The organism is Symplocastrum torsivum (assembly GCF_059505465.1).
The window spans coordinates 1-23474 of sequence record NZ_JCACKQ010000049.1 but is presented as its reverse complement, the minus strand read 5'-3'; the positions used below and the strand labels follow the sequence as shown (position 1 = coordinate 23474).

At 46.1% G+C, this 23474-nt stretch carries 23 protein-coding genes and 1 other RNA gene; 11 read left to right on the top strand and 13 right to left on the bottom strand.

The genetic code is table 11. From position 1 onward, the window contains the following. The first annotated feature begins 603 nt into the window (after positions 1–603). The 3 genes from AC5JL3_RS16485 to AC5JL3_RS16475 all read left to right on the top strand — a co-directional run bounded on the left by AC5JL3_RS16485 (position 604) and on the right by AC5JL3_RS16475 (position 4065). Positions 604–2118 carry a serine/threonine protein kinase gene (locus tag AC5JL3_RS16485; RefSeq protein WP_496075513.1) on the top strand — a complete coding sequence of 505 codons (1515 nt, stop codon included), beginning with the start codon at positions 604–606 and terminating at the stop codon, positions 2116–2118. A 125-nt stretch (positions 2119–2243) separates the two neighbouring features. Then, positions 2244–2633: a transfer-messenger RNA gene (gene ssrA, locus AC5JL3_RS16480) on the top strand. A gap of 400 nt (positions 2634–3033) precedes the next feature. Beyond that, on the top strand, positions 3034–4065 hold the full coding sequence (locus AC5JL3_RS16475) for a helix-turn-helix domain-containing protein (protein WP_496075512.1): 1032 nt from the start codon (positions 3034–3036) through the stop codon (positions 4063–4065). Between the two features lie 13 nt (positions 4066–4078). Here AC5JL3_RS16475 and proB read toward each other — a convergent pair whose 3' ends face one another. The 8 genes from proB to ruvA all read right to left on the bottom strand — a co-directional run bounded on the left by proB (position 4079) and on the right by ruvA (position 11962). After that, a complete protein-coding gene (gene proB, locus AC5JL3_RS16470; RefSeq protein ID WP_496075511.1) occupies positions 4079–5191 on the bottom strand; it encodes a glutamate 5-kinase in 1113 nt (370 codons plus the stop codon). A 248-nt stretch (positions 5192–5439) separates the two neighbouring features. Further along, complete coding sequence (locus AC5JL3_RS16465) at positions 5440–6003, bottom strand: YqeG family HAD IIIA-type phosphatase (RefSeq protein ID WP_496075510.1); 564 nt, start codon at positions 6001–6003, stop codon at positions 5440–5442. Between the two features lie 270 nt (positions 6004–6273). Further along, on the bottom strand, positions 6274–7365 hold the full coding sequence (gene mltG, locus AC5JL3_RS16460; protein ID WP_496075509.1) for an endolytic transglycosylase MltG: 1092 nt from the start codon (positions 7363–7365) through the stop codon (positions 6274–6276). 171 nt (positions 7366–7536) lie between these two features. After that, a complete protein-coding gene (locus AC5JL3_RS16455; protein ID WP_496075508.1) occupies positions 7537–8121 on the bottom strand; it encodes a DUF3727 domain-containing protein in 585 nt (194 codons plus the stop codon). A 380-nt stretch (positions 8122–8501) separates the two neighbouring features. Next, positions 8502–10154, bottom strand: coding sequence for an alpha-amylase family glycosyl hydrolase (locus AC5JL3_RS16450; RefSeq protein ID WP_496075507.1), 1653 nt, complete (start codon positions 10152–10154; stop codon positions 8502–8504). Positions 10155–10374: 220 nt separating this feature from the next. Further along, positions 10375–10665 carry a DUF4351 domain-containing protein gene (locus AC5JL3_RS16445; protein ID WP_496075506.1) on the bottom strand — a complete coding sequence of 97 codons (291 nt, stop codon included), beginning with the start codon at positions 10663–10665 and terminating at the stop codon, positions 10375–10377. A gap of 219 nt (positions 10666–10884) precedes the next feature. Beyond that, a complete protein-coding gene (locus AC5JL3_RS16440; RefSeq protein WP_496075505.1) occupies positions 10885–11265 on the bottom strand; it encodes an Rpn family recombination-promoting nuclease/putative transposase in 381 nt (126 codons plus the stop codon). Between the two features lie 64 nt (positions 11266–11329). Beyond that, positions 11330–11962 (bottom strand): Holliday junction branch migration protein RuvA, encoded by a 633-nt coding sequence (ruvA, locus tag AC5JL3_RS16435; RefSeq protein ID WP_496075504.1) that lies wholly within the window; start codon positions 11960–11962, stop codon positions 11330–11332. A 42-nt stretch (positions 11963–12004) separates the two neighbouring features. On the opposite strand from ruvA, the gene AC5JL3_RS16430 reads away from it, so the two are divergent. Beyond that, positions 12005–12241, top strand: a complete 237-nt coding sequence (locus tag AC5JL3_RS16430) for a hypothetical protein (RefSeq protein WP_496075503.1) — start codon at positions 12005–12007, stop codon at positions 12239–12241. A 166-nt stretch (positions 12242–12407) separates the two neighbouring features. Then, positions 12408–13949 (top strand): bifunctional phosphoribosylaminoimidazolecarboxamide formyltransferase/IMP cyclohydrolase, encoded by a 1542-nt coding sequence (gene purH / locus AC5JL3_RS16425; protein WP_496075502.1) that lies wholly within the window; start codon positions 12408–12410, stop codon positions 13947–13949. A 70-nt stretch (positions 13950–14019) separates the two neighbouring features. Here the strand turns inward: purH and modB are convergent, their stop codons facing one another. From modB to AC5JL3_RS16405, 4 genes are all read right to left on the bottom strand, one after another. After that, the gene (modB, locus tag AC5JL3_RS16420; protein WP_496075501.1) at positions 14020–15846 is read right to left on the bottom strand and encodes a molybdate ABC transporter permease subunit; all 1827 of its coding nucleotides are present in this window, start codon (positions 15844–15846) and stop codon (positions 14020–14022) included. Positions 15847–16012: 166 nt separating this feature from the next. Further along, positions 16013–16810 carry a molybdate ABC transporter substrate-binding protein gene (gene modA, locus AC5JL3_RS16415; protein WP_496075500.1) on the bottom strand — a complete coding sequence of 266 codons (798 nt, stop codon included), beginning with the start codon at positions 16808–16810 and terminating at the stop codon, positions 16013–16015. A gap of 240 nt (positions 16811–17050) precedes the next feature. Next, complete coding sequence (locus AC5JL3_RS16410; RefSeq protein WP_496075499.1) at positions 17051–17416, bottom strand: hypothetical protein; 366 nt, start codon at positions 17414–17416, stop codon at positions 17051–17053. A 142-nt stretch (positions 17417–17558) separates the two neighbouring features. Then, positions 17559–17768: a hypothetical protein gene (locus AC5JL3_RS16405; protein WP_496075498.1), complete on the bottom strand. Its 210-nt coding sequence runs from the start codon at positions 17766–17768 to the stop codon at positions 17559–17561. A 153-nt stretch (positions 17769–17921) separates the two neighbouring features. Between AC5JL3_RS16405 and AC5JL3_RS16400 the strand changes: the two genes are divergently transcribed. The 3 genes from AC5JL3_RS16400 to AC5JL3_RS16390 all read left to right on the top strand — a co-directional run bounded on the left by AC5JL3_RS16400 (position 17922) and on the right by AC5JL3_RS16390 (position 19332). After that, entirely contained in the window at positions 17922–18152 is a 231-nt protein-coding gene (locus tag AC5JL3_RS16400; RefSeq protein ID WP_496075497.1) for a helix-turn-helix domain-containing protein, read from the top strand. Positions 18153–18332: 180 nt separating this feature from the next. Continuing rightward, entirely contained in the window at positions 18333–18575 is a 243-nt protein-coding gene (locus AC5JL3_RS16395; protein WP_496075496.1) for a helix-turn-helix domain-containing protein, read from the top strand. After that, entirely contained in the window at positions 18562–19332 is a 771-nt protein-coding gene (locus AC5JL3_RS16390) for a hypothetical protein (RefSeq protein ID WP_496075495.1), read from the top strand. Before AC5JL3_RS16395 ends, AC5JL3_RS16390 begins: the two co-directional genes overlap by 14 nt. Here the strand turns inward: AC5JL3_RS16390 and AC5JL3_RS16385 are convergent. Continuing rightward, positions 19274–20443: a DNA cytosine methyltransferase gene (locus tag AC5JL3_RS16385; protein ID WP_496075494.1), complete on the bottom strand. Its 1170-nt coding sequence runs from the start codon at positions 20441–20443 to the stop codon at positions 19274–19276. The genes AC5JL3_RS16390 and AC5JL3_RS16385 overlap by 59 nt on opposite strands. A gap of 218 nt (positions 20444–20661) precedes the next feature. Here AC5JL3_RS16385 and AC5JL3_RS16380 point away from each other — a divergent pair, with 218 nt between their 5' ends. From AC5JL3_RS16380 to AC5JL3_RS16370, 3 genes are read left to right on the top strand one after another with little or no spacing between them, the layout of a single operon-like run. Further along, positions 20662–20823 (top strand): hypothetical protein, encoded by a 162-nt coding sequence (locus AC5JL3_RS16380; RefSeq protein ID WP_496075493.1) that lies wholly within the window; start codon positions 20662–20664, stop codon positions 20821–20823. Next, a complete protein-coding gene (locus AC5JL3_RS16375; RefSeq protein WP_496075492.1) occupies positions 20804–23182 on the top strand; it encodes a S9 family peptidase in 2379 nt (792 codons plus the stop codon). The genes AC5JL3_RS16380 and AC5JL3_RS16375 overlap by 20 nt, the downstream gene beginning before the upstream one ends. After that, positions 23179–23304 (top strand): hypothetical protein, encoded by a 126-nt coding sequence (locus AC5JL3_RS16370; protein WP_496075491.1) that lies wholly within the window; start codon positions 23179–23181, stop codon positions 23302–23304. Before AC5JL3_RS16375 ends, AC5JL3_RS16370 begins: the two co-directional genes overlap by 4 nt. Positions 23305–23474: the final 170 nt, after the last annotated feature.

Here is a 23474-nt window from a genome sequence, read left to right as displayed (position 1 = left end):
TCTAAATCTGTTTTAATACTAAATTATTTCCGTAAATAAAGTGTAAAAAATCAGAAAGTAAAAATATTTCATTGCTCGGCACTTACTTTATTTAGCTTTATTAAATTCTAAGTTATCGTCTTATTTTTATATATCCATAGAGTTTTATTTCAAAATCTCAGGTGCCTATTTCAGCGGTAAGAGAGAGTTGCCGCTTTGGAAGAATTGAATTCTCCTGTCAGCACACAAACCTATCGCATTAGATAAAAATTCGATTGTACATATCTATTCGATACTGGGTAGTGTCAATAAGTGGCAATAATTTGATGAACTAGTCCAGCAGGGCGGAAATAACTATTTAGTTGAAAAAGGTTAAGAAGCTCACTGTACAAGCAATATTCATTCTGCCCTGGAGCCTCCTGCATAAGAGCCTTCTTGCACTAGCGTTCTACTCACGAAAGGCAATTTTGAGCTAGAGTGAGGAGTTGGTTGATACAGGCAACGTATTTATACTCTGAACAGAGAGCTTAATTGCAACTTAGATACGAGTGCTTCGTCAATATACCAGTTGTTAGACTCTCCTGAGAAGACTAACAACCGAAAATGAACAACGGTGTCAGCGTTATGAACTCGTTAGTTGGCAAAACCTTACAGGGTGGCAAATATACCATAGAGCAAGAATTGGGGCGGGGTGGCTTTGGGGTTACGTTCAAAGCCACCCATCACTACTTGGGTCAGCTAGTGGTGATTAAAACCCTTAACGAGTCCCTGCACTTACACTCAGACTTTGCCCGGTTTCAGCGCCAGTTTCAAGATGAAGCGCGACGGCTGGCTTTATGCATTCATCCGAATATTGTCCGGGTTAGTGACTTCTTTGTAGAAGCGGATTCGCCTTACATGGTTATGGACTATGTAGCAGGTCAGACTTTGCAAGCTGTTGTGTTTCAAGGACAAGCTTTAAGTGAAGCAACAGCGATTAACTACATCCGACAAATTGGAGAAGCCTTAAAGGTTGTACATCAAAAGGGCTTACTTCATCGGGATATCAAGCCAGAGAACATCATCCTGCGGCAAGGTACCCAGGAAGTAGTTTTAATTGACTTTGGGATTGCACGAGAGTTTAAAACTGACTCAACTCAAACCCATACAAGTATGGTTTCTGAGGGTTATGCTCCGATTGAACAGTATTTAAGCAAGGAAAAGCGTACACCCGCATCGGATGTCTACGGTTTGGCGGCAACGCTTTATGCTTTGTTGACTAAACAAGTCCCGACCCCGGCTGTAATTCGCGATCGCCAACCGATGAGTGCCCCCCGCGATTTACAACCTCATGTGAGTGCAGCGATTAACCAAGCGGTGATGCGAGGTATGGCAGTAGAGGCGCGTTACCGACCAGCCAGTGTAGATGAATGGTTGTCACTTTTACCTGACCCTTATGACCAGGGTAGTACTACGGTACCTGGATTAAGCCGAACCCAGACAGTAGCAACGATTCCTATTGTTCCCCAACCGTTACCTGAAATTAAGCCAGAATCGCCGCCTGCTACTCAGATTCAAGGTGTTAAGCGCTTAGGTACTCCTAAAATTTTAGCTGGGATGGGATTGGCGATCGCAACAGGTTTAGCGGCTGTAGGCACGGTCTGGCATCAGTCCCAAAAACCTCAAGAAACCTCAGATCCCCCCACTACCCAACCATCAATTTTTCCTACTGTACAGCCTAGAGTTGATGAAGTCCAGGAGGATACACTGCCAAAGCGGACTAAACCAGTAGAGGTAGTTCGCCCTTCTCCCCCAGTGCAGACACCCGTGCGCCGATCTTCTCGTCGCCGCAAAAAATCTCAGCAGCCGCCAGTCAGCGCACCTGCACCTGCCTCGCCATCACCAACGCCAGTAAAGACAAACACTCCATCTGTGCCAGCAGGTGAAGCACCTGACCCTGTACCCACCTCAAACCCAGCCACTTCAACTAGTCAACCTCAGCCATCGGCAGCACCGCAAGCGTCCCCAGCTTCACAAGCTGCCCCACCACCACCATCAACTAGTGCGCCAGCTGAACAACCTGTAACACCAGCCCCACCACCGGAAGACGCTCTCCCAAAGAAGCCTGAACCCAATACGACGGAGAATGAGAACAATTGAATTTAGTTAGGATTTTGATGCCCCAGATTGAGCTATAGGAAATTCTGAACTCCAGCAGTCCCCGCTTTCTGAACTTCTCTTGTGACACTCCTGATTCCCCGACTATAATGGTAAATAGATGAAATGGGGCCTTAATGGTTTCGACGTGTTGGCGAAAGCCGCCCCGTGATTCAGGTCGAGAGTGAGTCTTCTCTCGTTAATACCGGACTCAAAAAAAAAGTAAATGCGAACAACATCGTTCCTTTCGCTCGTAAGGCTGCTCCTGTAGCTGCTTAATAACCTCTAATCGGTTCGAGCGTCTATAGTTTGACTCCGTTAAGGACTATAGACCAACTCCAACGGATGCTCTCTTTAGGTGCCTTTGGTCGGCTGAGGGGAAAAGACTTCACCAGAGAATCCTGTCATCCGGGATAATGGATGGTTCCCGCCCTGAGGGTCAGAAGGGCTAAACCTGTGAATGAACGGTAGGTCAATACCCAAGGCGGACACGGGTTCAATTCCCGTAGGCTCCACTTAAATAAACCACCTCAGACTTAAAATTCGAGGTGGTTTTTGGTTTTTGGGAAGGGTCAAGGCAGGTGTCGTAGGCAAGGAGCGATCGCTTTTAGCTTAATTTCCTTTAGTCACTTCAGAAGGAAAATCTCTCCCATCTCCCTACAAGTCTTGTAGGGCAGCTTATTCGCTCAAGATCCAATCCACAAAGGCTTTTTCTAACACAACTCTCCGGATTTGTCCTTAGGCTGCTCGAAAGGTTACATAGAAAGCCCAAGCCCAATGTCAATTTAGCAAAAACTTTGGTGGGTGTACTGGTAGCACTCCCATCTTTATCCTTATGTGGCTCACCGGAGTTAGGGGTAATTCGCCTCTGGTCAAAACAGTTTTATTCAAGTACGGAAATAACAGGCAGCTATGGTAATGCAACCTACATACGGTAACGGTTTTATCGAATCCCCACCTATTGAGATTACTCAGGAAGGACTACGAAATGTCCTAACTCAGATAGAAGCGGAACTGCTCGATAGCGAAGTTTACCGCCGTACCATGGCTGGGTTACAGACGATGCTAGGAGAGGGATTTGGCACCGCTCAAATTTTAGTTAAAGCAGTCGGGCGAGAAGCCGTTCGGTTGACATTCCAGCAATTTGTCAGACAGTATAAAATCGTTCCTGTGACTAACGACGGAACGAACAAAGCTGGTCAAGAGGAGACAAATTCCCCCCCCATGGTAAATGAGCAACCAGTGCAGGCAGAATCACAGCCTCATGCAACCTCCATCGAAGAAGCTACCCCTTCCGTTGAGAAAGCCAAAAGCCCCGGTTTCATCAGCAGAACATTTGGTGAGACTAAGTCGGCAAAAAAAACAAGTAAGGCAGAACTAGCGGCACAAGCGATCGCACAACAGCGAGAGGAACTTCTGCGTCAAGTCGGTCAAGAACTGCGGCAAGCACGTCAAGCGCGATCGCTTAGTGTACAGCAACTTCATACTCAAACCCTTGTACCACTTCATCACATTGAATCATTGGAAACGGGGCGCATAGACCAGTTACCAGAGGATGTCTATGTTCGCGGCTTCATCCGTCGAATCGGCTGTGCTTTAGGTTTGAATGGTGTGGCGATCGCAGATTCCATTCCGCAACCTGACCCCGTGAAATCCGTTGTTCCCTCCTGGTACGAATCCGCAGCAATTCCAGGTATTCAACTGAATTCAGTACACTTGTACCTTGGTTATACAGCTCTAATTGCAGGAGCAGTTGGAGGACTAGGTTTAATGTCCAAACAAGCGATTTCAGGCGCATCAGTAGAGGTTGAGCCAGCTACTCCTTCTCAAGCCTCCGTCTCTCCTAAAGCTGATCGTGCAGAAGCAACTAGTAAACCTGGACTAAAAGCTAGCAAAAACGGTGTCAAAGCTGGAGCAGATATTGCTCCCCCTGAGGCATCAAACTATTAATGCAACAGCTTAGCTAATTGCTCAGAACTAAGTTGTCGCGGTGAACAACAGTTTCTTCGCCAGCGTAGCCCAAAATAGCAGGGATTTTGTCCGATTGATGCCCTCGAATTTGCTGGAGTTCAGTGCTGCTATAGTTGACTAGCCCTCTAGCAATTTCCGTGCCAGTGCTGTCGCATAGCTGTACTGCCTCTGATGAGCGAAAATCCCCCTCAATTGCTGTAATTCCAGCCGCTAATAGGGATTTCCCTGCTTGGACTATTGCTGCTACCGCCCCACTATCGAGATAAAGCTTACCTGTTGGAACGAGGTTGTGGGCAATCCAACGCTTGCGGGCATTGCCAGTCCGGGGCTGTGCTTCAAACTGTGTACCGAGAGGTTCTCCCTGCAAGATTTTTTCAATGGCTTCAGGGCGACGTCCTTCCATAATCACCGTCCTCACCCCAGCACTGGTAGCGATACGAGCAGCAGAAATTTTTGTAACCATGCCACCAGTACCCCACTGAGAACCGGCGTCACCCGTTTGTATCTGTAATTCTTCTAGCTGCTCAATGCTATTGACGAGTGTAATTGGCTGGGCATCTGGTACCAGGCGTGGATCAGCAGAGTAAAGCCTGTCTACGTCGGTTAATAAGAATAACCAGTCGGCTTCAATTAAACTTGCTACTAGGGCGCTGAGTGTATCATTATCGCCAAACTTTAGTTCCTCGACAGCAACGGTGTCATTTTCATTCACGACTGGGATAACGCCCAATTGCAGCAAAGCCCGAAATGTCGCGTAGGCGTTGACGTAGCAGCTACGCTGTACAAAGTCACGACGGCTAAGGAGAACTTGGGCGATCGGTTGAGAGAGGCTAGTAAAAAAATCATCGTATACCCGCATCAGGCGTCCCTGACCGACAGCGGCAACAGCTTGTTTAAGAGCCATCGTTTGGGGTCGTGACTTTAATCCTAGTCGCGCACAACCTATCCCTACGGCACCAGAGGTCACTAGCACGATGCGATGACCTGAGACTCGCAGATGAGTAAGAGTTTCAACTATTTTGGCAATGGTCGAGAGAGCTAGCTGGTTTGTGGCTGGTTGGGTCAGACTGGATGTGCCAACTTTAACAACAATCGTTTGGGGCATGGAGTGATTTTACAGGTTCTTGCTCACTAGAAAATGGCGTAACGCCTCCCCTCATCTTCACAACGACTGAGACTTCCTTGCAATGCAAAACTATAAAGCGCCCACTTCTCAACGCTGAAAAGCTTGGCGCTCTAAAAGGACTAATTATGGCTTCTTATAGTTAGGGTCTTTATAGTGGCTGACCCCATTTGAACCAATATTAAGAATCTCATGAATTCCTTAAAATATCAGTCTTCATAATCTTTTTTTTATATTTCGCTTTCTCTTGATTTGTCAGGTTTATTTAAGTTTTGTTGCGTGGAAGTAATTGTTACTCCTAAGGATTGAGATATCCAAACTTCAAAATCACGAGTTGGGTAGGAAGTGACCGTTCTCGCTGGGTCTACCATCGGTTCTACGAGGATGGTGAACATCCCCAAGCGATTGCCTGCCAGCACATCGGTAAATAAGCGATCGCCTACCATAGCAACCTGTTTCACAGGGAGGTTCATCGCCTCCGCTGCTTTTTTGAGCTTTCGCCGTGAAGGCTTACGTGCCCCTAGCATATAGGGCAAATTGAGCGACTTGGCAATGCTACTAATTCGACTTTCACTAAGATTGTTACTAACGAGCCAGATCGATACCACAGGTCTAACTTGCTCCACCCACTCCATGAGTTCTGTGGAAGCTTTAGTTGCTCTCAAAGGTACTAGAGTTTCATCAACATCCAAGACTAGACCCTTGATGTGGTAGTGCTTTAGGATATCTTGAGTCAGGCTCAAGATTGGACCTCCCAAGATTAAATCAGGTTGTAAATTTGATAACCAAGACATCAGTAGTTATTTAGTAATCGGCTTGCATTCTGACAATTGAACGTTCTTCTCTTCCCCTTTTGGCTGTGTTTTCCTGTTCGCGTAGCGTGATACGACAAAAGCATTGGCTACGCCTACCATCGGGTCCGTTGCAGTGGACTTTAAACCTAGGTCGCTCAAGGGAATAATTAACCAGACTTCGTATTAGGGGTTCACGTTCTTAGATGCAATTACCTTTCGCTTAGGTTAACACTCCAAGCCAATAACTAGCAGCTATAGCAAGAGTGTTGGTTAAGGAGAGGCTTTTTGCTGGGCTTGCCGTTGTTTGCGGATAGCTACTTTAGCGGCTTCGTGGGCTTCTACCGTTTTACTGAAAACGTGAGTGCCATCGTACCGAGCAACGAAAAAGAGGTAATCAGTGTTTTCAGGATTGAGTGCAGCTTTCAGACTAGCAACACCCGGACTCGCAATTGGGGTGGGGGGTAGACCAGGGTTGAGGTAGGTGTTGTAAGGCGAGGGAACTTTTACTTGTGCATAGGTCAGAGGCTGATCAGCCGTTTGTCGAATGTTTAGTCCATATTCAACAGTTGGATCAGTTTCTAGTCTCATCCCTTGACGTAGACGAGCGGCAAAGACACCTGCAATGCGAGGGCGTTCAGCAGGAATGACTGCCTCTTTTTCCACAATGCTAGCTAAGGTTACCCACTGAGCAAAGTTGAGCTGAGTTTGTTGTTGTCCTTGCTGATACAACGGTAGCGCTACCTGCTCAAAGCGGTTGAGCATCAGTTCGATGACTTGTTGAGGCAAAACGCGATCGCTCGGTAGCTGATAAGTATCTGGGTACAGATACCCTTCTAAGTGCGGTATCCCATCGGGTAGCCAAGGATATTTATCTTTAGGAATTTGACTCGCCGCCGTCAGAAAGTCTTGAGCTTTGAAATACCCCAAAGACTCAAAATAAGTTGCCATCTGCTGGAGTGACCACCCTTCAGGGATAGTGAACGAGAGTTGCATCACCTCGCCACTCCAAATTTTCTCAGCAATGGATTGTAGCGGTTCAGTTGGCGATAGTTTGTAAGTTCCCGCTTGAAATCCACCCTCACGATCTTGGAATCTCAGCCAATACGTCCATAGCTTCCAGGCGTGGGACGAGCGAATTAAACCAGCGGCTTCCAGGTCATTACCAATCTGCTGCGCCGCTGTCCCTGAAGGGATTTGAATCTGTACGTCATTTCCTGCTGTTGTACTGGAAGCAGGAGATAGAGTAGGTGGCGACTGTGCCCAACTCCACCACGCCCAGCCTTGCCATGCACAGACAGCCAGTATTACTGGTAGCAAAGCAAGATAATATGACCACTTGGAGATGCTTCTGACAGCTTTCATATTGGTGTACTACTAAAGATGAGAGGGGAGCAAGAGGGTGAAGAAAAAAATTTTACCCGATAATTTCTTCAAGACATCACCCTTGATTTAGACAAGATTTTGCCTACAAGGGTTGTGGTATTTTCGGAAATCACTACTTCTGGACTCTCCCTCTCTTCTTTCGTAAGATGCTCACTCCTCGTCTAGTTCATCAAACAGCAGTTCTTCCAGCAGCGGCTGCACTTTTTTAAATTCTTCTGGGGAAAGTAACTCAGGCTCACCAGCTTCATTTCTCTGAGCAAAAAATAGGAGTGGATCGAGGGGAGTGTAGATCCCGTACTCCTGTTCTTCATGATAGAAGCTAGCGAGAAGCTGAAACTGCTCTGGTTCTAGTTCAACATTATCTTCCTCAATCTCAATTGTGAGGATATCGTCCTCATTCACAGATGGGAGTTCACCCGCAACGGTGAGGGTGAAGGCAGTGCGCTTGAGGGTAAGATTTTGCTCAGCGAGAACCGCTTGGGCATCAGAGAAGACTAAATCAATCTCCTCGTCATCTTCAAGGAGAGTCGCGTCAGCTAAGTCTTCGTCTTCTTCATCATCCCAGACAACAATTTCCACAGGGGAATCCACAGGTAAGAGGAGTAGGTATTCGGAACCTTCCACCTCCAGAGAATGCTCAACGTAGCAATTGAGCGATCGCCCTGCTGCATCCGTTAGCGTGATGCTTTCGTTACCAGATTGCCCATTCTCGTGGGGTAATTCAGATGAGAACATGGCAGATATACTGCAATCCAATATTAAAGGGGATAGGGAACAGCCAATCTCCACAGCGACTTAATTCACTAGGGAGCAGGGCGCAAACATCAGGATATCACGGCACAAGAGTCACAAATCGTCGCGACTCAGTTTGAAGTAAGAATAAATATTTTTGCTGCGTACTCTGGCAGATCAAGCACCGATTTATGGTCTCTCGCTTCAACAACGAAAGCAGAGGAGAAGATTTTTAAGTTCTGCTCCTCTGTGGTTAGGCTTTGATTAAGGCAAGTTTAGAGTATGAGTGCTAAAACACTTCTTTAGATAGAGCAGCCTGCCACTGTCAAAATTGGGTCAATTACTTCTGATGTGAGTAGAATTAGCCTCCCAATTCGCTCAGGCTAGTGCCAGACAAACACCTTCGCCTCATATCCGCCAAGGTCAACCAGAATGCCATCTTCACCTGCTTCTACGTCGTAGTCAGCCGTCCACTCGTGCCACGTCCCTGCTTCAGGGAAGTTAGGAACGCGATAACCAGCAAGGAAGTCGTCGGAGAAATTTGCTACGACAACCACACGCGAACCCTCACCATTCCAACGGCTGTAAGCTAACACTTTGGCTTCGGGATTTTCATGGATAAAGTCAATGTTCTCGGTGTAGAGAGCATGATTGTTTTTACGAAGATGAATTAAGCCTTTCAAAAACTCAAATAAATTGCGATTGAGGTCATGACTGAGTAACGTCCAATCAATTTTTGCTTGCTCTTGAGTTTTGTACTTATACTCACCAAACTCCTCACCCATCCAGAGTAGAGGGACTCCTACGGCTGTCATATTAATGACAGCGCCCAACCTTCTGCGCTTAAACGCTTCATCATCTAAGATGCCACGCTCACCCAACTCTGCCAAAACATGATTGTGGTCGTGATTTGTTAGGTAATTCACAACATTGGTTGACCCCATAAAGCCTTGCCGTTTGCAATCAATCACATCCTTGAGGCGTTCTAGATCAAACGTGTCACCACAGATATGTTCCAGAATGCAGTGATAGAAACTGTCGTGCCAACAACCATCCATTGGTCCATCTGCATTTGTGATGCTGGAGGTTTCAGGGATATGTTCGGCAACAGCGTAAAAAGGCTTCATGTTAGCCGAGTTTTTGGCTTCCTGAACAAGCCAGTGCATGAAATCATAGTTAGCAATTTGTCGCGCCGCGTCAAAGCGAATGCCGTCGATATGATACTCTTCAACCCAGAAGCTTACTTGGTCTCCCATAAACCTGCGGGCTGGGTAAGTATCCAGGCTTTCGTCGTAGAATTCGTAGTTAAACTCTGGTCCCCAGTTATTTTCAGGGTCACGTGGAGAGTGATGATACCAGTAGTCGTGGTCAATTTGGGTTAGAGGACTTTCAGCCTCTGAGTGGTTATAAATCCCGTCCATGATGACGCGAATTCCACGCGCATGACATTCATCGATCAGATGCTTCAACTCATCTGTTGTGCCATAGCTGGATTCTGTAGCGAAGAAGTAGCGAGGATTATAGCCCCAGCTATGGTCACCAGGATACTCCTTGACTGGCATCAACTCGATCGCATTAACCCCTAAGTCAGTGAGATAATCTAATTTTTCAACAACGTGCTTGTACTGACCTCTAACATAGGCATCAGCCTCACCGCCGGAGAAGTTACCAACGTGCAATTCGTAGATAACTAACTCATGGTCGCTAGGTAATGGCTTGTCATCGTGCTGCCAAACGTAGGTATCGACAATCCGTTGACCATCTTTAATCCGCACAACACCGTTTTGTGTAGGGTTATCGATGTTTGTGGCGTAGGGATCGTTAACATCCACCCATTGATCGGGTTCAAAGAACCAGGACTTGGATTGAATACGGAATTTATACTGATAAACTCCATCCTCAAGCTCAACCTTCGTCCGGAAATAACCATCCTTACCTTTCTCCATAGGAATGTCTTCCCAATTAGAGAAAGACCCAATCAATGCCGCCCCTTTGTTGTAAGGAGCAAATAAATTAAATTCAATTGGACTTGCCATAAAATCCCCAGCCAAGAGGTTCAAGAAGTTGAAGCAGACATAGCTATTGTCTAGTCTTAAATTCCGATAGGGAATCGTTCCCAAGAGATAAACTTGCTTCCTGGCAGATTATCTGGAAATGAATAGCCTTATCTAAACTCTGGGTTCACAAGCTTACGAATAAGCTATTTTACTGCTTCTAGCGCTGTTATTCTGCTAATTACGCGATTATACACTTAGGTTATCCATCTAAGCGATCGCTATTCTCCTCTAGCTGATGCTCATCCAACCAGATAGTTAAATCCGTTACCCTCTCAAAATCCAGCAGCGCCTCACTCAACTCCTCCAACTGAGCAAGAGATAACCCGCGAACCCGCTCTTGCCACTGAGGGTCAACCTCGCCAAATCGCCGAGTTAGTAAACGCATGAGTAATGATAAGGCTTCCTCTTGTCTTCCTTGTTGCAGACCTTGTTGCAGACCTTGTTGTAATCCCTTTTGAAGAATGTCTTGATAAATTACAGATTCCTGCATCAGTTCCTCCGTGAACAGTTGGCGAATAAAATCTTTGTCAAATCGTAGACCCGCCAGCACTTCTACACAAGCGGCGAGACTCCCCCGTTGTCGTGGTTCTTCGATTCTATCGACCTGGGCAGCGACTTGTTCTAGTAAGGTCGTAGGAGAATCAGTACGAGCCAGACATGCAAAAGGTAACAGTGCGGGGTTGGTTAGCAGTGGAGTGGGATCTTGCTCTCAGAGGCGAATAACTCGATAACGGTGTGTCGTGTTAGTGTCGGTGAACTCGTTGATAAATACGGTTTCTGAGTTGGTAGACTTTAGAAAAATCACAACTTGCTCAACCGGACATCGGTACAAGCGTTTAAGTCTTACCCAGTAGTCAAGCATCCTAAACGGTAGTGGTGGACTAGAGCTAGGTAGGGTTTGAAATTCTAGGTGCAGAATTTGGTTAGCTGTTTGCAGCAGTGTTAGGGAATCAGCACGAATTGGTTCTACGCTCAGTTCCGTTTTGAGAACGGTAATGTCACTTGCACTTGTCTTATCGCCAGAGAGCCAACGAACAAATTCAGCGGGATATTCCTCTGCTAGATATTTACAGATGTTGTCGTAAGCCAAGGAAATTGTTTGCTATTAGACTACTTTGGGTAATTTACTGGGCAAGGATAGACAAAGCAATCATTTACTGGCTTAACCACGCGATCGCATTTCTGATCCAATCTTCCGCATTTGTACTTTTAGCCAGCAGTGCATCTTGGCTAATCGCATTCAACGCTTGATTAACCTCATTGTTGTCATACCCCAAGGCAAGTAGCGTCATCTCGACATCTTCTTGAAGGGCTGGTGATAGTCCTGTTGACGAAGCAGGTGTTGCTGTACCAGCAAGCTGACGCCATTCGGCAAGCTTTGTTTTTAGTTCTAGGGCAATGCGTTCTGCGGTTTTGTTGCCAACGCCGGGAGTTTTGGACAAGGTGCGAATATTACCTGTAACAATCGCTTGCACTAAATTGGGGAGTCCAAGAGTGTCGATTAATGCGATCGCAAGTTGTGCCCCAATCCCACTCACACTCAACAACTGACGAAATAAATCTCGTTCAGCAGCAGAGGAAAAGCCATATAGTACCTGTTGGTCTTCTCGGATTTGCAGATGAGTAAACACTTGCACGGGTTCTTTTGATGCGGCTTGCAATTCCTGTGATAAACGCCCAGGAATTTGTACTTCATATCCAATTTGGTTGACTTCCAGAATCAGAGTGACACGATTGCCAGTACCTTTCTGAATAGTTGCTACTGTTCCCTTAAGATAACTAAGCATCAAGTCGTTGTTTCTTGCTAATCGGCTGTACCGCAATCCACCTTGGAGGCACCGAAGATCGCGATCGCAACGGTACTGTGTATCTTGCCGAAGTATTTCAGCTACTGCTCAAATTGTGACGATGCTGTATCTGAGAGTGGCTTAACTTCGGTTTATTATACGTTATTGCTACGCTGGATTTTGCAGTATAAGCAGTCTAGTAAGATAACACAGTGGGTTGGGATGTTGGGACTCCAAGCTCTGTTATCCCTCTGCCCTCAGTCTGGGGTAAAACCTTAACTTTCCGTTGCTGTATCCTCCCAAACTCGTCAATTTATCCGAGAGTGATGGAAGAGCGATAAATGACCTCTTCAATCTGATAATCACTAAGTGATGCGATCCAGCCTTTATTCTGGAATCATTAGAGTTGCGCGTTGTTAGCGGATAAGAGCAGAGGGACTTTTTCATGGGACATCTAGCACTGCTGAGTGTGTCGGACAAAACTGGGCTGATTGACTTTGCCCGGAAGCTAGTAGAAGAATTTGAGTTTGATTTAATCAGCAGTGGTGGAACAGCAGCATCACTCTTAACCGCAGGGCTGCCCGTCACAAAAGTTTCTGACTACACGGGGTCTCCTGAAATTTTAGGAGGAAGAGTCAAAACCCTGCATCCTCGGATTCATGGGGGTATTCTGGCGCGTCGAGACTTACCACAGGATATTGCCGATTTAGAGACACACTCGATTCGTCCGATTGATTTGGTTGTTGTAAATCTGTATCCCTTTGAGCAAACCATCGCTCAACCCGGAGTTGAGTTAGCCCAAGCGATTGAGCAAATTGATATTGGTGGTCCCGCAATGCTGAGGGCATCTGCCAAGAACTATGCTCACTTGACGGTTCTGTGTAATCCCAATCAGTATGATGCCTACTTGGAGGAGTTACGTCAGGCTAAGGGTGTGCCATCGCTAGAGTTTCGTCAAGCTTGTGCAATTCAAGCCTTTTCGCACACGGCAGCTTATGATCAAGCGATCGCATCTTATCTCGTAGGTACACAGCAGGCTACATCACTACCAGAACGATTCATGCTTTCCGGGCAGCAACTACAATCCTTGCGCTATGGCGAAAATCCCCATCAACCTGCCTCTTGGTATCAAACAGGAACTGTCCCCACAGGTTGGGCAGCGGCAACCAAACTCCAAGGAAAAGAACTGAGTTACAACAACTTAGTCGATTTAGAAGCCGCACGACGCATCATTACAGAATTCACTGATACTCCAGCGGCGGCGATTCTCAAGCATACCAATCCCTGTGGTGTAGCGTTGGGAACAACACTTTCCGAAGCTTATGAAAAAGCCTTCAATGCTGACTCAGTTTCTGCCTTTGGTGGTATTGTCGCCTTCAATCAACCGATTGATGCGGCAACGGCAACGGCGCTAACTCAAACCTTTTTGGAATGTGTGGTTGCACCAGGCTGTGAACCTGATGCTCAAGAAATTCTTGCGGCTAAGTCGAAGGTACGGGTTTTGGTTTTGCCAGACTTGCAAACTGGGCATAAGCAAACCGTAAAACTCATTGCTGGTGGTTTCCTATTGCAAGCCTCTGATGATGTGATTGCTACCCCAGACAACTGGCAAGTCGTTACACAACAGCAACCGACACCAGAGCAACTGGATGAACTATTATTTGCTTGGAAGGTGTGCAAGCATGTGAAGTCGAATGCCATTGTCGTAACACGCGATCGCACAACGTTAGGTGTCGGTGCAGGTCAAATGAATCGCGTTGGTTCTGTCAAAATTGCTTTAGAACAAGCGGGAGAAAAAGCCCAAGGGGCAACACTTGCTAGTGATGGCTTCTTCCCCTTCGATGATTCTGTGAAAACAGCAGCAGCAGCAGGGATTGTTGCGATTGTTCAACCAGGAGGAAGTCTACGGGATAAAGATTCTATCCAAGCGGCTAATGAGCTAGGTTTGGTGATGGTTTTGACTGGCATCCGTCACTTCTTACACTAAAGTGTTGATACTGCAACGGCTGCAATCGTTGTTATTAGCAAGATTATTTAAAGAAGGCGATCGCATTTTTCTATGAAAGGCGCTCGTCTTCTGTGTATTGCATCAACATCAGTCGCAATGGGTCTAAACGAATGTGCCACGGGAACGATTGGTCTTTGAGAATCGCCCATTTTTCCTTAAACACTTCCGCTTGCAGATGGTAATCCTGGGGACTGGTAGGAGAAACATTCAGCTTGAGATATAGCGTCATCCGGTGTGGCGTTTCACTGGTTCTCGCCACCCAGCAGGGGAAAGTATTCTCTTGGTTGGAGTTGTTGGTAAAGATTAACTGATGGGCGCGAATTCCAACATGGGAGAGTAACTCTGAGACAGGTTCGATAACCCGAAGTGTGCAACCCCAATCGATCGCTTCTACCTGTTGGGATGCTTTAACGACAACACGGGAGAAATTCTTGCAACCCGTCAATTGTGCAACACTGACCGTATTTGGACGCTCGAAAATGTTTTCTTTGGAACTGTATGCGATCGCTTTTCCTCGTTCCATCACCAACAAATCTTGACAAACCCGATAAGCCTCTTCCAGATTATGCGTCACAAATAAGGTAACGCCTTGGTAAGTCTCCACGCTGGTAATCAATTGCTGTTCTAGCTGACTTCGCAAGTGAGTATCTAGTGCTGAAAACGGTTCGTCCAAGAGTAATGCTTCCGGCTGACTTGCCAAAGCCCTCGCTAAAGCCACCCGTTGCTGCTGCCCCCCAGAGAGTTCGCGAGGATATCGCGATTCATAGCCCTGCAACTGCATGGCTGCCAGTTGGGCTTCTACCTGCTGCTTGCTAGTTAAGGCTGATGTACCCTTTGGCAAGCCGAAAGCAATGTTTTGAGCAACACTTAGGTGAGGAAACAGGGCATAATTTTGAAACAAAAAACCAATGTGGCGATCGCGAGACGGAATATTAATCCCTCTTTCCGAATCAAATAGCACCCGTCCGTTCAAGACAATACGCCCTTTAGTCAATGTTTCTATCCCAGCGATGCACCGAAGAATCATACTTTTGCCAGCACCGGAAGCCCCCAGTACTCCCAGAACCTGCTCATTCGTACTGAAGGATACATCCAACAAAAACCCAGGAAGTTGGTTCTGAATATCGACAAACAGTCCTGAGTTAGCAAGTGCTGAGTGCGACGGAGGGTTATTGAAGTTGTTAAGTGCTGGTTTTTCCCTATTCCCTATTCCCCATTCCCTATTCCCCATTCCCCAGTAATTAACAGCAATGATGCCAGATAGAGAAATGCCCATGATTACCAGCACCCATATCCAGGCTTCATTCATCGCCCCAGCTTCAACAGCAAAATAGATAGCCATTGGAATCGTTTGGGTTTGTCCGGGGATGTTACCCGCTAGCATCAAGGTGGCACCGAATTCACCCAATGCACGGGCAAAAGCTAGAGTAGTTCCCGCTAAAATCCCAGGCATGGCGAGAGGCAAAGTGATTCGCCAAAAAATTGTCACTTCAGAAGCACCAAGGGTTCTAGCAACGCGCAACAAATTGGCATCAATTTGTTCAAATGCTCCCAGTGCTGTTTTATACATTAATGGGAAGGCAACTACCGTAGCTGTAATAACAGCAGCGTACCAGGTGAAAACTATACTAATGTTCAGCGATAGTAGTAGTTGCCCAAGGACACCATTTTTACCAAACAGCAGCAGTAATAAAAACCCAACTACTGTGGGTGGCAAAATTAAGGGCGAGACGAAAATTCCCTCAATGAATGATTTCCACTTGCCTCGATATCCCAACATCCAGTAAGCCGCTACAATACCAAGAAAGAAGGAAAAGGCAGTGGCAAACAAAGCCGTTTTTAGGGATATCCATAAAGGAGAAGGGTCAAATTGCATAAAAACAATTGTTATTTGTTAATGCTTCGTTGTCCTTTGTATAGCAGTTGCCAAGGTAATTAGGACTATTGCCAAATACTGAAATCTTGACCAATCAATCATTTCCCTTCTGCCCTCTGCCTTTTGCTATAACTGAATACAAAGTAAGCACAACTGACCAATCTTGCTAACGAACCGTGCCAAATCCATATTTCTCAAATACAGTTTTCGCTTGATTGTTAGACAAAAACTCGACATACTCCCTGGCAGCAGAAGCATTTTTACTATTTGTGAGTACGGCTACGGGATAGATAATTTTGGAATGCAAGTTTTCTGCGGCTGTCGCTACCACTTTTACCTTGTTTGATGTTTTCGCATCTGTGGTGTATACAACACCTGCATCGGCATTGCCACTTTCAACGGCAGCTAAGACTTGACGGACGTTGTTTCCAAGCACAAGTTTTGGTCTAACCTGCTCTAAAATTCCCAGGTTTGTGAAGACTTCCTCGGTATATTGCCCAACGGGGACACTCTTGGGTTCTCCGATCGCAATTTTCTTGACAGTAGAGCCTGTTAATTGGGTGAAGTCGGTAATTCTAGAAGAATTGTTTGGCACAATCAACACAAGCCGATTAGTCAGAAGGTTGCGACGAGTATCCTTGAGGATAAGATTCTTCAATTCCAAAGCATCCATTTGCTTTTGAGCAGCAGAAACAAAGATATCTGCTGGCGCACCATTTTCAATTTGTTGCTGTAAGGCACCGGAAGCTCCGAAGTTATAGGCAACGTTAACATTCGACTTAGTTTGTCGATAAAGAGGTTTAATTTCTTCGAGGGCATCTTTCAAGCTAGCGGCAGCAGATACAAGTAAGTTAGCGTTTGCCTGAACGACAGGAGATTGGTTATTACAACTTACTCCAACTGCCAAAATGATGACGGTTGCAACTATCCAAGCAATGAAGGAAAAAATGCGTCTTCTTTTCACAGGAAATAGCACTATACACTCCTCTATTTAAAGATTGACAGGGAAATCAAATGAGACTAGATGATTTCAAAGATAATGTCTGAAAACTATTAAATATCACTCCCAGTAACCAAGCCGTCCAGCTAACCGTGTTGATGGTTTTCACTGGCATCCGTCACTTCTTGCACTAGACCCTTGATATTTCAATGGTTTCAATCGTTGTTATTAGCAAGATTGTTTCACAAAGCGATCGCATTTTTTCTAGGAAAGGCGATCGCATTCTCTGTAATGACATAATTTTGTAAGTCGTTGTTCATGAAGTTGAGACAGTCGTAGAATTGCTTCTTCTGTATATCTTTGAGATTCCCGCTGAATGGCTGACCAAACGAGTGTAAGTGTTTTCAAATCTCGGCAAGAACGAATCAAGGTGGAGCAAGCAGCTATCCATTGCTCTAGCTGACGGTAGCTGATGAAGTAGCCGCCTAAACCTTGGATATGTACCCAAAGTACGTGCGCCCATTTTTCCCAACGCCAAATCCGCGTTGTAGCAATTTTGAGATACTTGGCAAGTTGTCTATTGGTAATGACAAAGGTTTTGGGGTTGATGCGATGGCGCAGAACGTTCATAGCGGTTTGAGGTAGTGCAGTTGATCAGCAGCAGTAATTCTCGGAGAACCTCTCCCCAACCCTCCCTGATGCGGGGAGGGAGCCGGATTATTCTTATTTCCTCCAGTTTCGGGGGAATTAAGCCGGAGCTTTAGTGAGGAGGTCATTCTTGGGACTTTTGCAAACCGGTTTTTCCCTCATCGGGCATTGCGTCAAAGACGATTTCAAAGGGAACCGTTGGCATGAGTCGTCGGAGGACTTGCAGATGAGCTTCGGCATCATTGCGGCGACGACACCGAGCAATGACGCGCCGTTGCAAATTGGGCAGAGGGCGGATGATGCACCAGGGATGCAGTTTTTCAAAGTAGGTCATGAGGCTCTCCTCGTGAAGCTTTTGGGTTGCTTTTTTATGGCATCTTGAATGATGGTTTTGATCGCATGGCATCGGGTGTCGTTGTTTTCTGGGTGAAGTACCCAAGCGCTGATGGGTGCAGGTTGATAGGTCAGCTTGTAGAAGTGATCGGGGGTGACCCTTAAACAAGTGTTGGAAACATATGGGATTACCCAGAATCAGCTAGCTGTAGCGATGGGGATTAGACGATCTAATGTGAGCCGTTGGGTGAGTGAAATTAGAGACCCTGTGGCGGAAACGATGCTGGAGATTCGGGAAGGGCTTCAGCAAATCAATCCAGAGGCTGCTAAGGAGTTTATTAGGCTTTACCTTGGTGAGACAGCCGAGGATGAGGAGCAATCATAGTGGAAGAAGTGCGATCGCTTTACTGCAATCTTTTAATAGGCGAGGGAGCGATCGCTCCCATCCAATTGAATACCGAAACAGACCCTATGTAGGGGCAGGGTAAAGACTTACATGAGCTGACACCGATTTGAATACTTTAGTCTATAGAACTATTGTATTCAAAGCATTAACTTAGCTTTAATGCCACTCAAAAAATTAGATCGTCTTCTAGGTGCAGAAATACAACGTATTCGCTTTGCTAAAGGTTGGTCACAAGAGTATCTTGCAGAGGTTGCAAACCTCCATAGAACATACATCAGTCAACTTGAGCGTGGGTTAAAAAGCCCATCTGTTCGGGTTCTCCATCAAATCACTATTGCTCTGGGTGTAACAATGAGCGCACTGCTGGAAGCAGTTGAGGAAACTCTTGATGCTGACGAGTAATGAAGTTGAGAGATTAAGGGAAGCTATCATTGCTACAATCGCAGCTCCCGTTGTCGGCTCAATAGAGGATTACTCGTGGGAAGCTATATTTCATTACGTTAAGAATATTCCCCTTTCAGATCCTACGTTGGGGCGCACAAAACTTCTTCATGATGCTGTTGATATCAGAACAGGAACAGGTTGGTCATTAAAAACAATTCAGCTATCAAACCTTAATCCTGGATTTACTTTTGCATTTGTGATTCAAAGAGCTGATGTGATCACAAAAGCCCAAGTACTCGGCTTTCCTAACTTGACAGTAGACTCACCGCCAGCAATTCTTGGAGAAGCCGTCATTCGGCATTGGAATAAAAAACTAATACAAGATTGTAATCTGCAAGGTGTAACAAATAGCTACGAAGGTATTCTTTGCAAGAAGAGAAACGCTATTGAATATATTTATATAGAATATCCCTTAATCCCCCTCGATCCAACTATGTTTTTCTGGGACTGGTCGGTAGATAGAACTACTGGTTTGGCTGGCAAAGGCTTACAGGGAAAGGTTAATGGTCAACTATCTTTAGTATGGTATAGAAACCAAAAGCAGCTCTTCAAGGTTCAAACAATACCAGAACAACCAATCCGGATCAGAATTGAGCGAAACCGTCTTACACCTGACGAGTATGTGAAAGCCATCTTGTCAACTCTTGAGGAAAAGCTTAGTTCAGAACAACCTGATGATGACGATGACACCTCTGGAGGATACATTCAGCTATAACTTTAGCTAATAGGGGAGGTACTGATTCTCCGATCTGGGCAGCCATTTCTGTGTATGAACCCAGAAAATGAAAATTATCTGGGTAAGAATGTAGCCTTGCAGCTTCTCGGATTGTGATAGTTCTGTTCTCTATCGGATGAAAGAATCTTCCAGATCCAGGATGAAAAACCCATTTAGTAATAGTTCTGGCAGGTTTATCCCAGTAAAGCCTTCCATAAGCCCCACTATAATGCTTCTTTGGAGCCAGCTCTGGAGGTAGGTCTCTAGCGTCTTGCCCTTCTTTTAAGGCTCTAGCTCTAGACATCTGGATGGGACTCAATTCACGAGCAATGTGATTAACGAGCTTGTTACTGCCACTACGTAGTAACCTTTGATAGTTATTTTGTGGTTCAAAAAGATATGTCTGTGCAGTATATTCCTGCCCAGCCTCTAGTACTGGCAAATCTCCAATAGCATCTCTAACAGTAACGATTGGCGAGTCCACTGGTTGAAGTAGGTTCAGTTGAATACTTCGTTGATTGGGCTTAAGAGATTGAATATCACCATGATGAGTGTGTTCCGGTAATGTAGGAGCAGTACTATTTAAACATCCAACAAAAAAGGCTCTTGCCCTAGTTTGGGGAACGCCATAGTTTGCAGCATTTAATGATGCGGATGTTACCCCATACCCCATCTTTTCTAGTTGTATGGTGATCTCTTCTCTAACTGCACCGTTATAGGCTTTTAAGATTTCCGGTACATTCTCCATCACAACATATAAAGGTCTAAATTCTCTGACAAAATTTAAGAAAGTTTTGTATAGCTGGTTTTGAGGATCTTCCAGGTATCTGCATTCAGCCGGGATATTGCGTGAGAATCCTTGACACGGAGGACCACCAACCAAGACTGTTAGTTCTTCTCGCTTCAATTGAAGCGCCAGTCGAAGCTCCATAGGATTGACTTTACAAATATCCTTTTCGAGAACAAGCTGGGTTTGTGGATAGTTATGCTTAAACGTCGCTAAAGCTTTTTCGTTTCTATCAATAGCGCATATTGTCTGGAAACCCGCTAAGTGAAAACCTGTAGTCAAGCCCCCAGCACCAGCAAATAAATCAATGACTGTGTATACCATAAACGAATACTATTGTATTCATAATTAAACGTCAACTTGACGAACAAAACACATAGAGAATCGCACATAGCTTCCCTTGTATTACCCATAACAGTGGGTTGAGGGTGGGTTGTAACTGTTAATCTGTCTATTGGTTTCAGAAACGCTAGCTAAACCCGCTGATACAAGAGTTTGCCGATAAGCCAGAATCATTGCTAGAGCGATCGCATCCAAGAAGTATGCTGGAAAAACTAGAGAGCGATCGCACTATTAACTCTCAACAACTCCACCTCATCAAGACTAGAGTTAACATCGCCGTGCATGGTGGTTTCAAAAGAAAAGTTTTGTTTGTTAAGCTTTCCTTTTACCTCTACGTGGCTAATGACAACTCCTCTGTCTAGTGATACTCAATTAGGATGGCAGTCGCCACCTGCTCCAATTAACCAGATTTTAGATGCGCCGTTCCCGCCAGCCCTAATGTTGTCTCCGGATAATCAGTGGCTAGTGGAGTTAGAGAGATCGCCTTTACCTCCCATTGCAGAACTCGCTGAACCAGAGATTGCCTTAGCTGGATTCCGGATTAACCCAAACACCAACGCCCCAGCACGTCATTCCACCTATCGTCGCCTCACAATTAAACCCATCAATTCTAGTGCGACACGTTCCCTTGACCTACCTTTAGATTCGCGCATCGGCTTTCTTCGTTGGTCACTGGATGGGCAACAGCTTGCCTTTACCCTAACTCAAGAATCAGGGCTTGAACTATGGGCGGTAGACTTGCCATCTGGCACACCGCGCCGCCTCACTGACCCGATACTCAATGCCACCTACGGCAGTCCTTATAAATGGTTGCCAGGAGACGAAGGGTTATTGTGCAAAGTCATACCTGCTGATCGAGGCTTACCGCCAGTTGCCTCCCCAGTTCCAACGGGGCCGCTTGTACAAGAAAACCTGGGACGCAAAGCCCCAGCCATCACCTACACCAACCTGTTGCAAAATGCTCAAGACGAGGCACTGTTCGAGTATTACCTCACCTCTGTACTAGAACACGTCTCTTTGGATGGCAAGCGAACTCCTTTACTCACCCCTGCACTGATTGATGATGCTACTCCCTCGCCAGACGGGAAATTCATTCTGCTCACCACTCTGCATCGACCCTTTTCCTACCAAGTGCCAGCCTCTCGATTTCCCGAAAAAGTTGAGGTTCGCGATCGCACAGGTAAGCTCATCTATCAAGTAGCAGACTTACCGCTTGCTGATGATATCCCCATTAAGTTCGGTTCCGTTCGCCAAGGCAGAAGACGAGTTCACTGGCGGGCAGATGTTGGTGCAACACTTTACTGGGTGGAAGCGCTAGACGGGGGTGATGCAGGGCGCAAAGTAGACAAGCGAGATGCCCTCTTTGAGCTAGAATCACCCTTTACCAGCCAGCCTACCGAACTCTGGCAATCTGAATACCGTTTTCAACACATCACTTGGGGACGAGACGATGTTGCCTTGGTGTGGGAGTGGTGGTACGACAACCGCCAGCAACGACTCTGGCATCTTAATCTCAAAGCACCCAATTCTGACCCCAAACTGCTTGTTGAGCGCAATTACCAAGACCAATACAGTGACCCAGGTTCACCCCTGACGACTCCTGGTGATTATGGGAAGGAAGTGCTGCGATTCACTCCAGATGGTAGTTCAATCTACTTCAGAGGGAGAGGTGCTTCAGCATCAGGAGTTTACCCCTTCCTTGACCAGATGGAACTAGCAACAGGAGAAAGCAAACGGCTGTGGCAAGCGAAAGCTCCTTACTTCGAGCAGATAGTCGATGTCCTTGATGATCAGGCTGAACAGTTCATCACCCAGCGCCAGTCTCAGCAAGAACCACCTAATTTCTTCTTGTACAAACACAAATCCTCATCAATAGTACAGTTAACCGATTATCAAGACCCAGCTCCCCAATTGGCTGATGTCCATAAGGAACTGCTTCAGTACAAAAGGGCTGATGGCGTACAACTCTCTGCAACGTTATACCTACCTCCAGGCTATGACCCAAATCGGGATGGGGCACTGCCGATGGTTTTTTGGGTTTACCCCCAAGAATTTAAGGACACAACAACAGCTAGTCAGATTACCACGGCTGAGAATACCTTTAGCCGTCCTTATGGGGCTTCAGTACTGTTTCTCCTACTCCAAGGCTATGCAGTTCTAGATAATCCCACACTACCGATTATTGGCGAAGGCGACGCAGAACCCAATGATAGCTACGTTGAGCAATTACTGATGGGAGCAAAAGCCGCTGTGGATTGTGTCGTTAGTCGGGGTGTTGCTGACCCAAACCGTCTGGTGATTGGAGGCGACTCCTATGGTGCTTTCACAACCGCTAATTTACTGGCTCATAGTGATTTGTTCCGAGCAGGGATTGCGCGGAGTGGCGCTTACAACCGCACACTCACACCCTTCGGCTTTCAGGGAGAGCAACGGACATTCTGGGAAGCGCCTGAGACTTACATCCATTTATCTCCTTTGACTCATGCTGCCAAAATTAGTAAGCCACTGCTACTAATTCATGGTGCCGTTGACAGTAATCCTGGTACTTATCCCCTACAAAGTGAGCGGCTGTATGAAGCAATTAAAGGATTGGGGGGTACAGTACGCTGGGTGGAGTTACCTTTGGAAGACCACGGCTATCGGGGACGTGAGAGTGTTGGTCACGTTTTGTGGGAGATGATTCAGTGGTGTGAGCAGTATGTGAAACCAGTGCCGTCGTGACTACCTTTTGCCTCGTCATCGCAGATGACAGCATTGAGAAGAAGAAGAAGAGGAATTTGGGATTTAGTGCGATCGCGTCTCATATAGCAAAAGGCAAAAGGCAGAAGGGAAAAGAGTCGTAGAGACGTTCCGCCGGAACGTCTCTAGAAAGTTTCGCAAGCATTTGAAAAAGGGAGTAGCAGACACGGATTTGGTATCACTTCGCTAAATAGGCTCTGCACTGAGATAAAAGGCAGTTTGACATCCTCCCCGACAATCAAGGTGCGGGGATTCCAAAGATCACTCCTTGGGT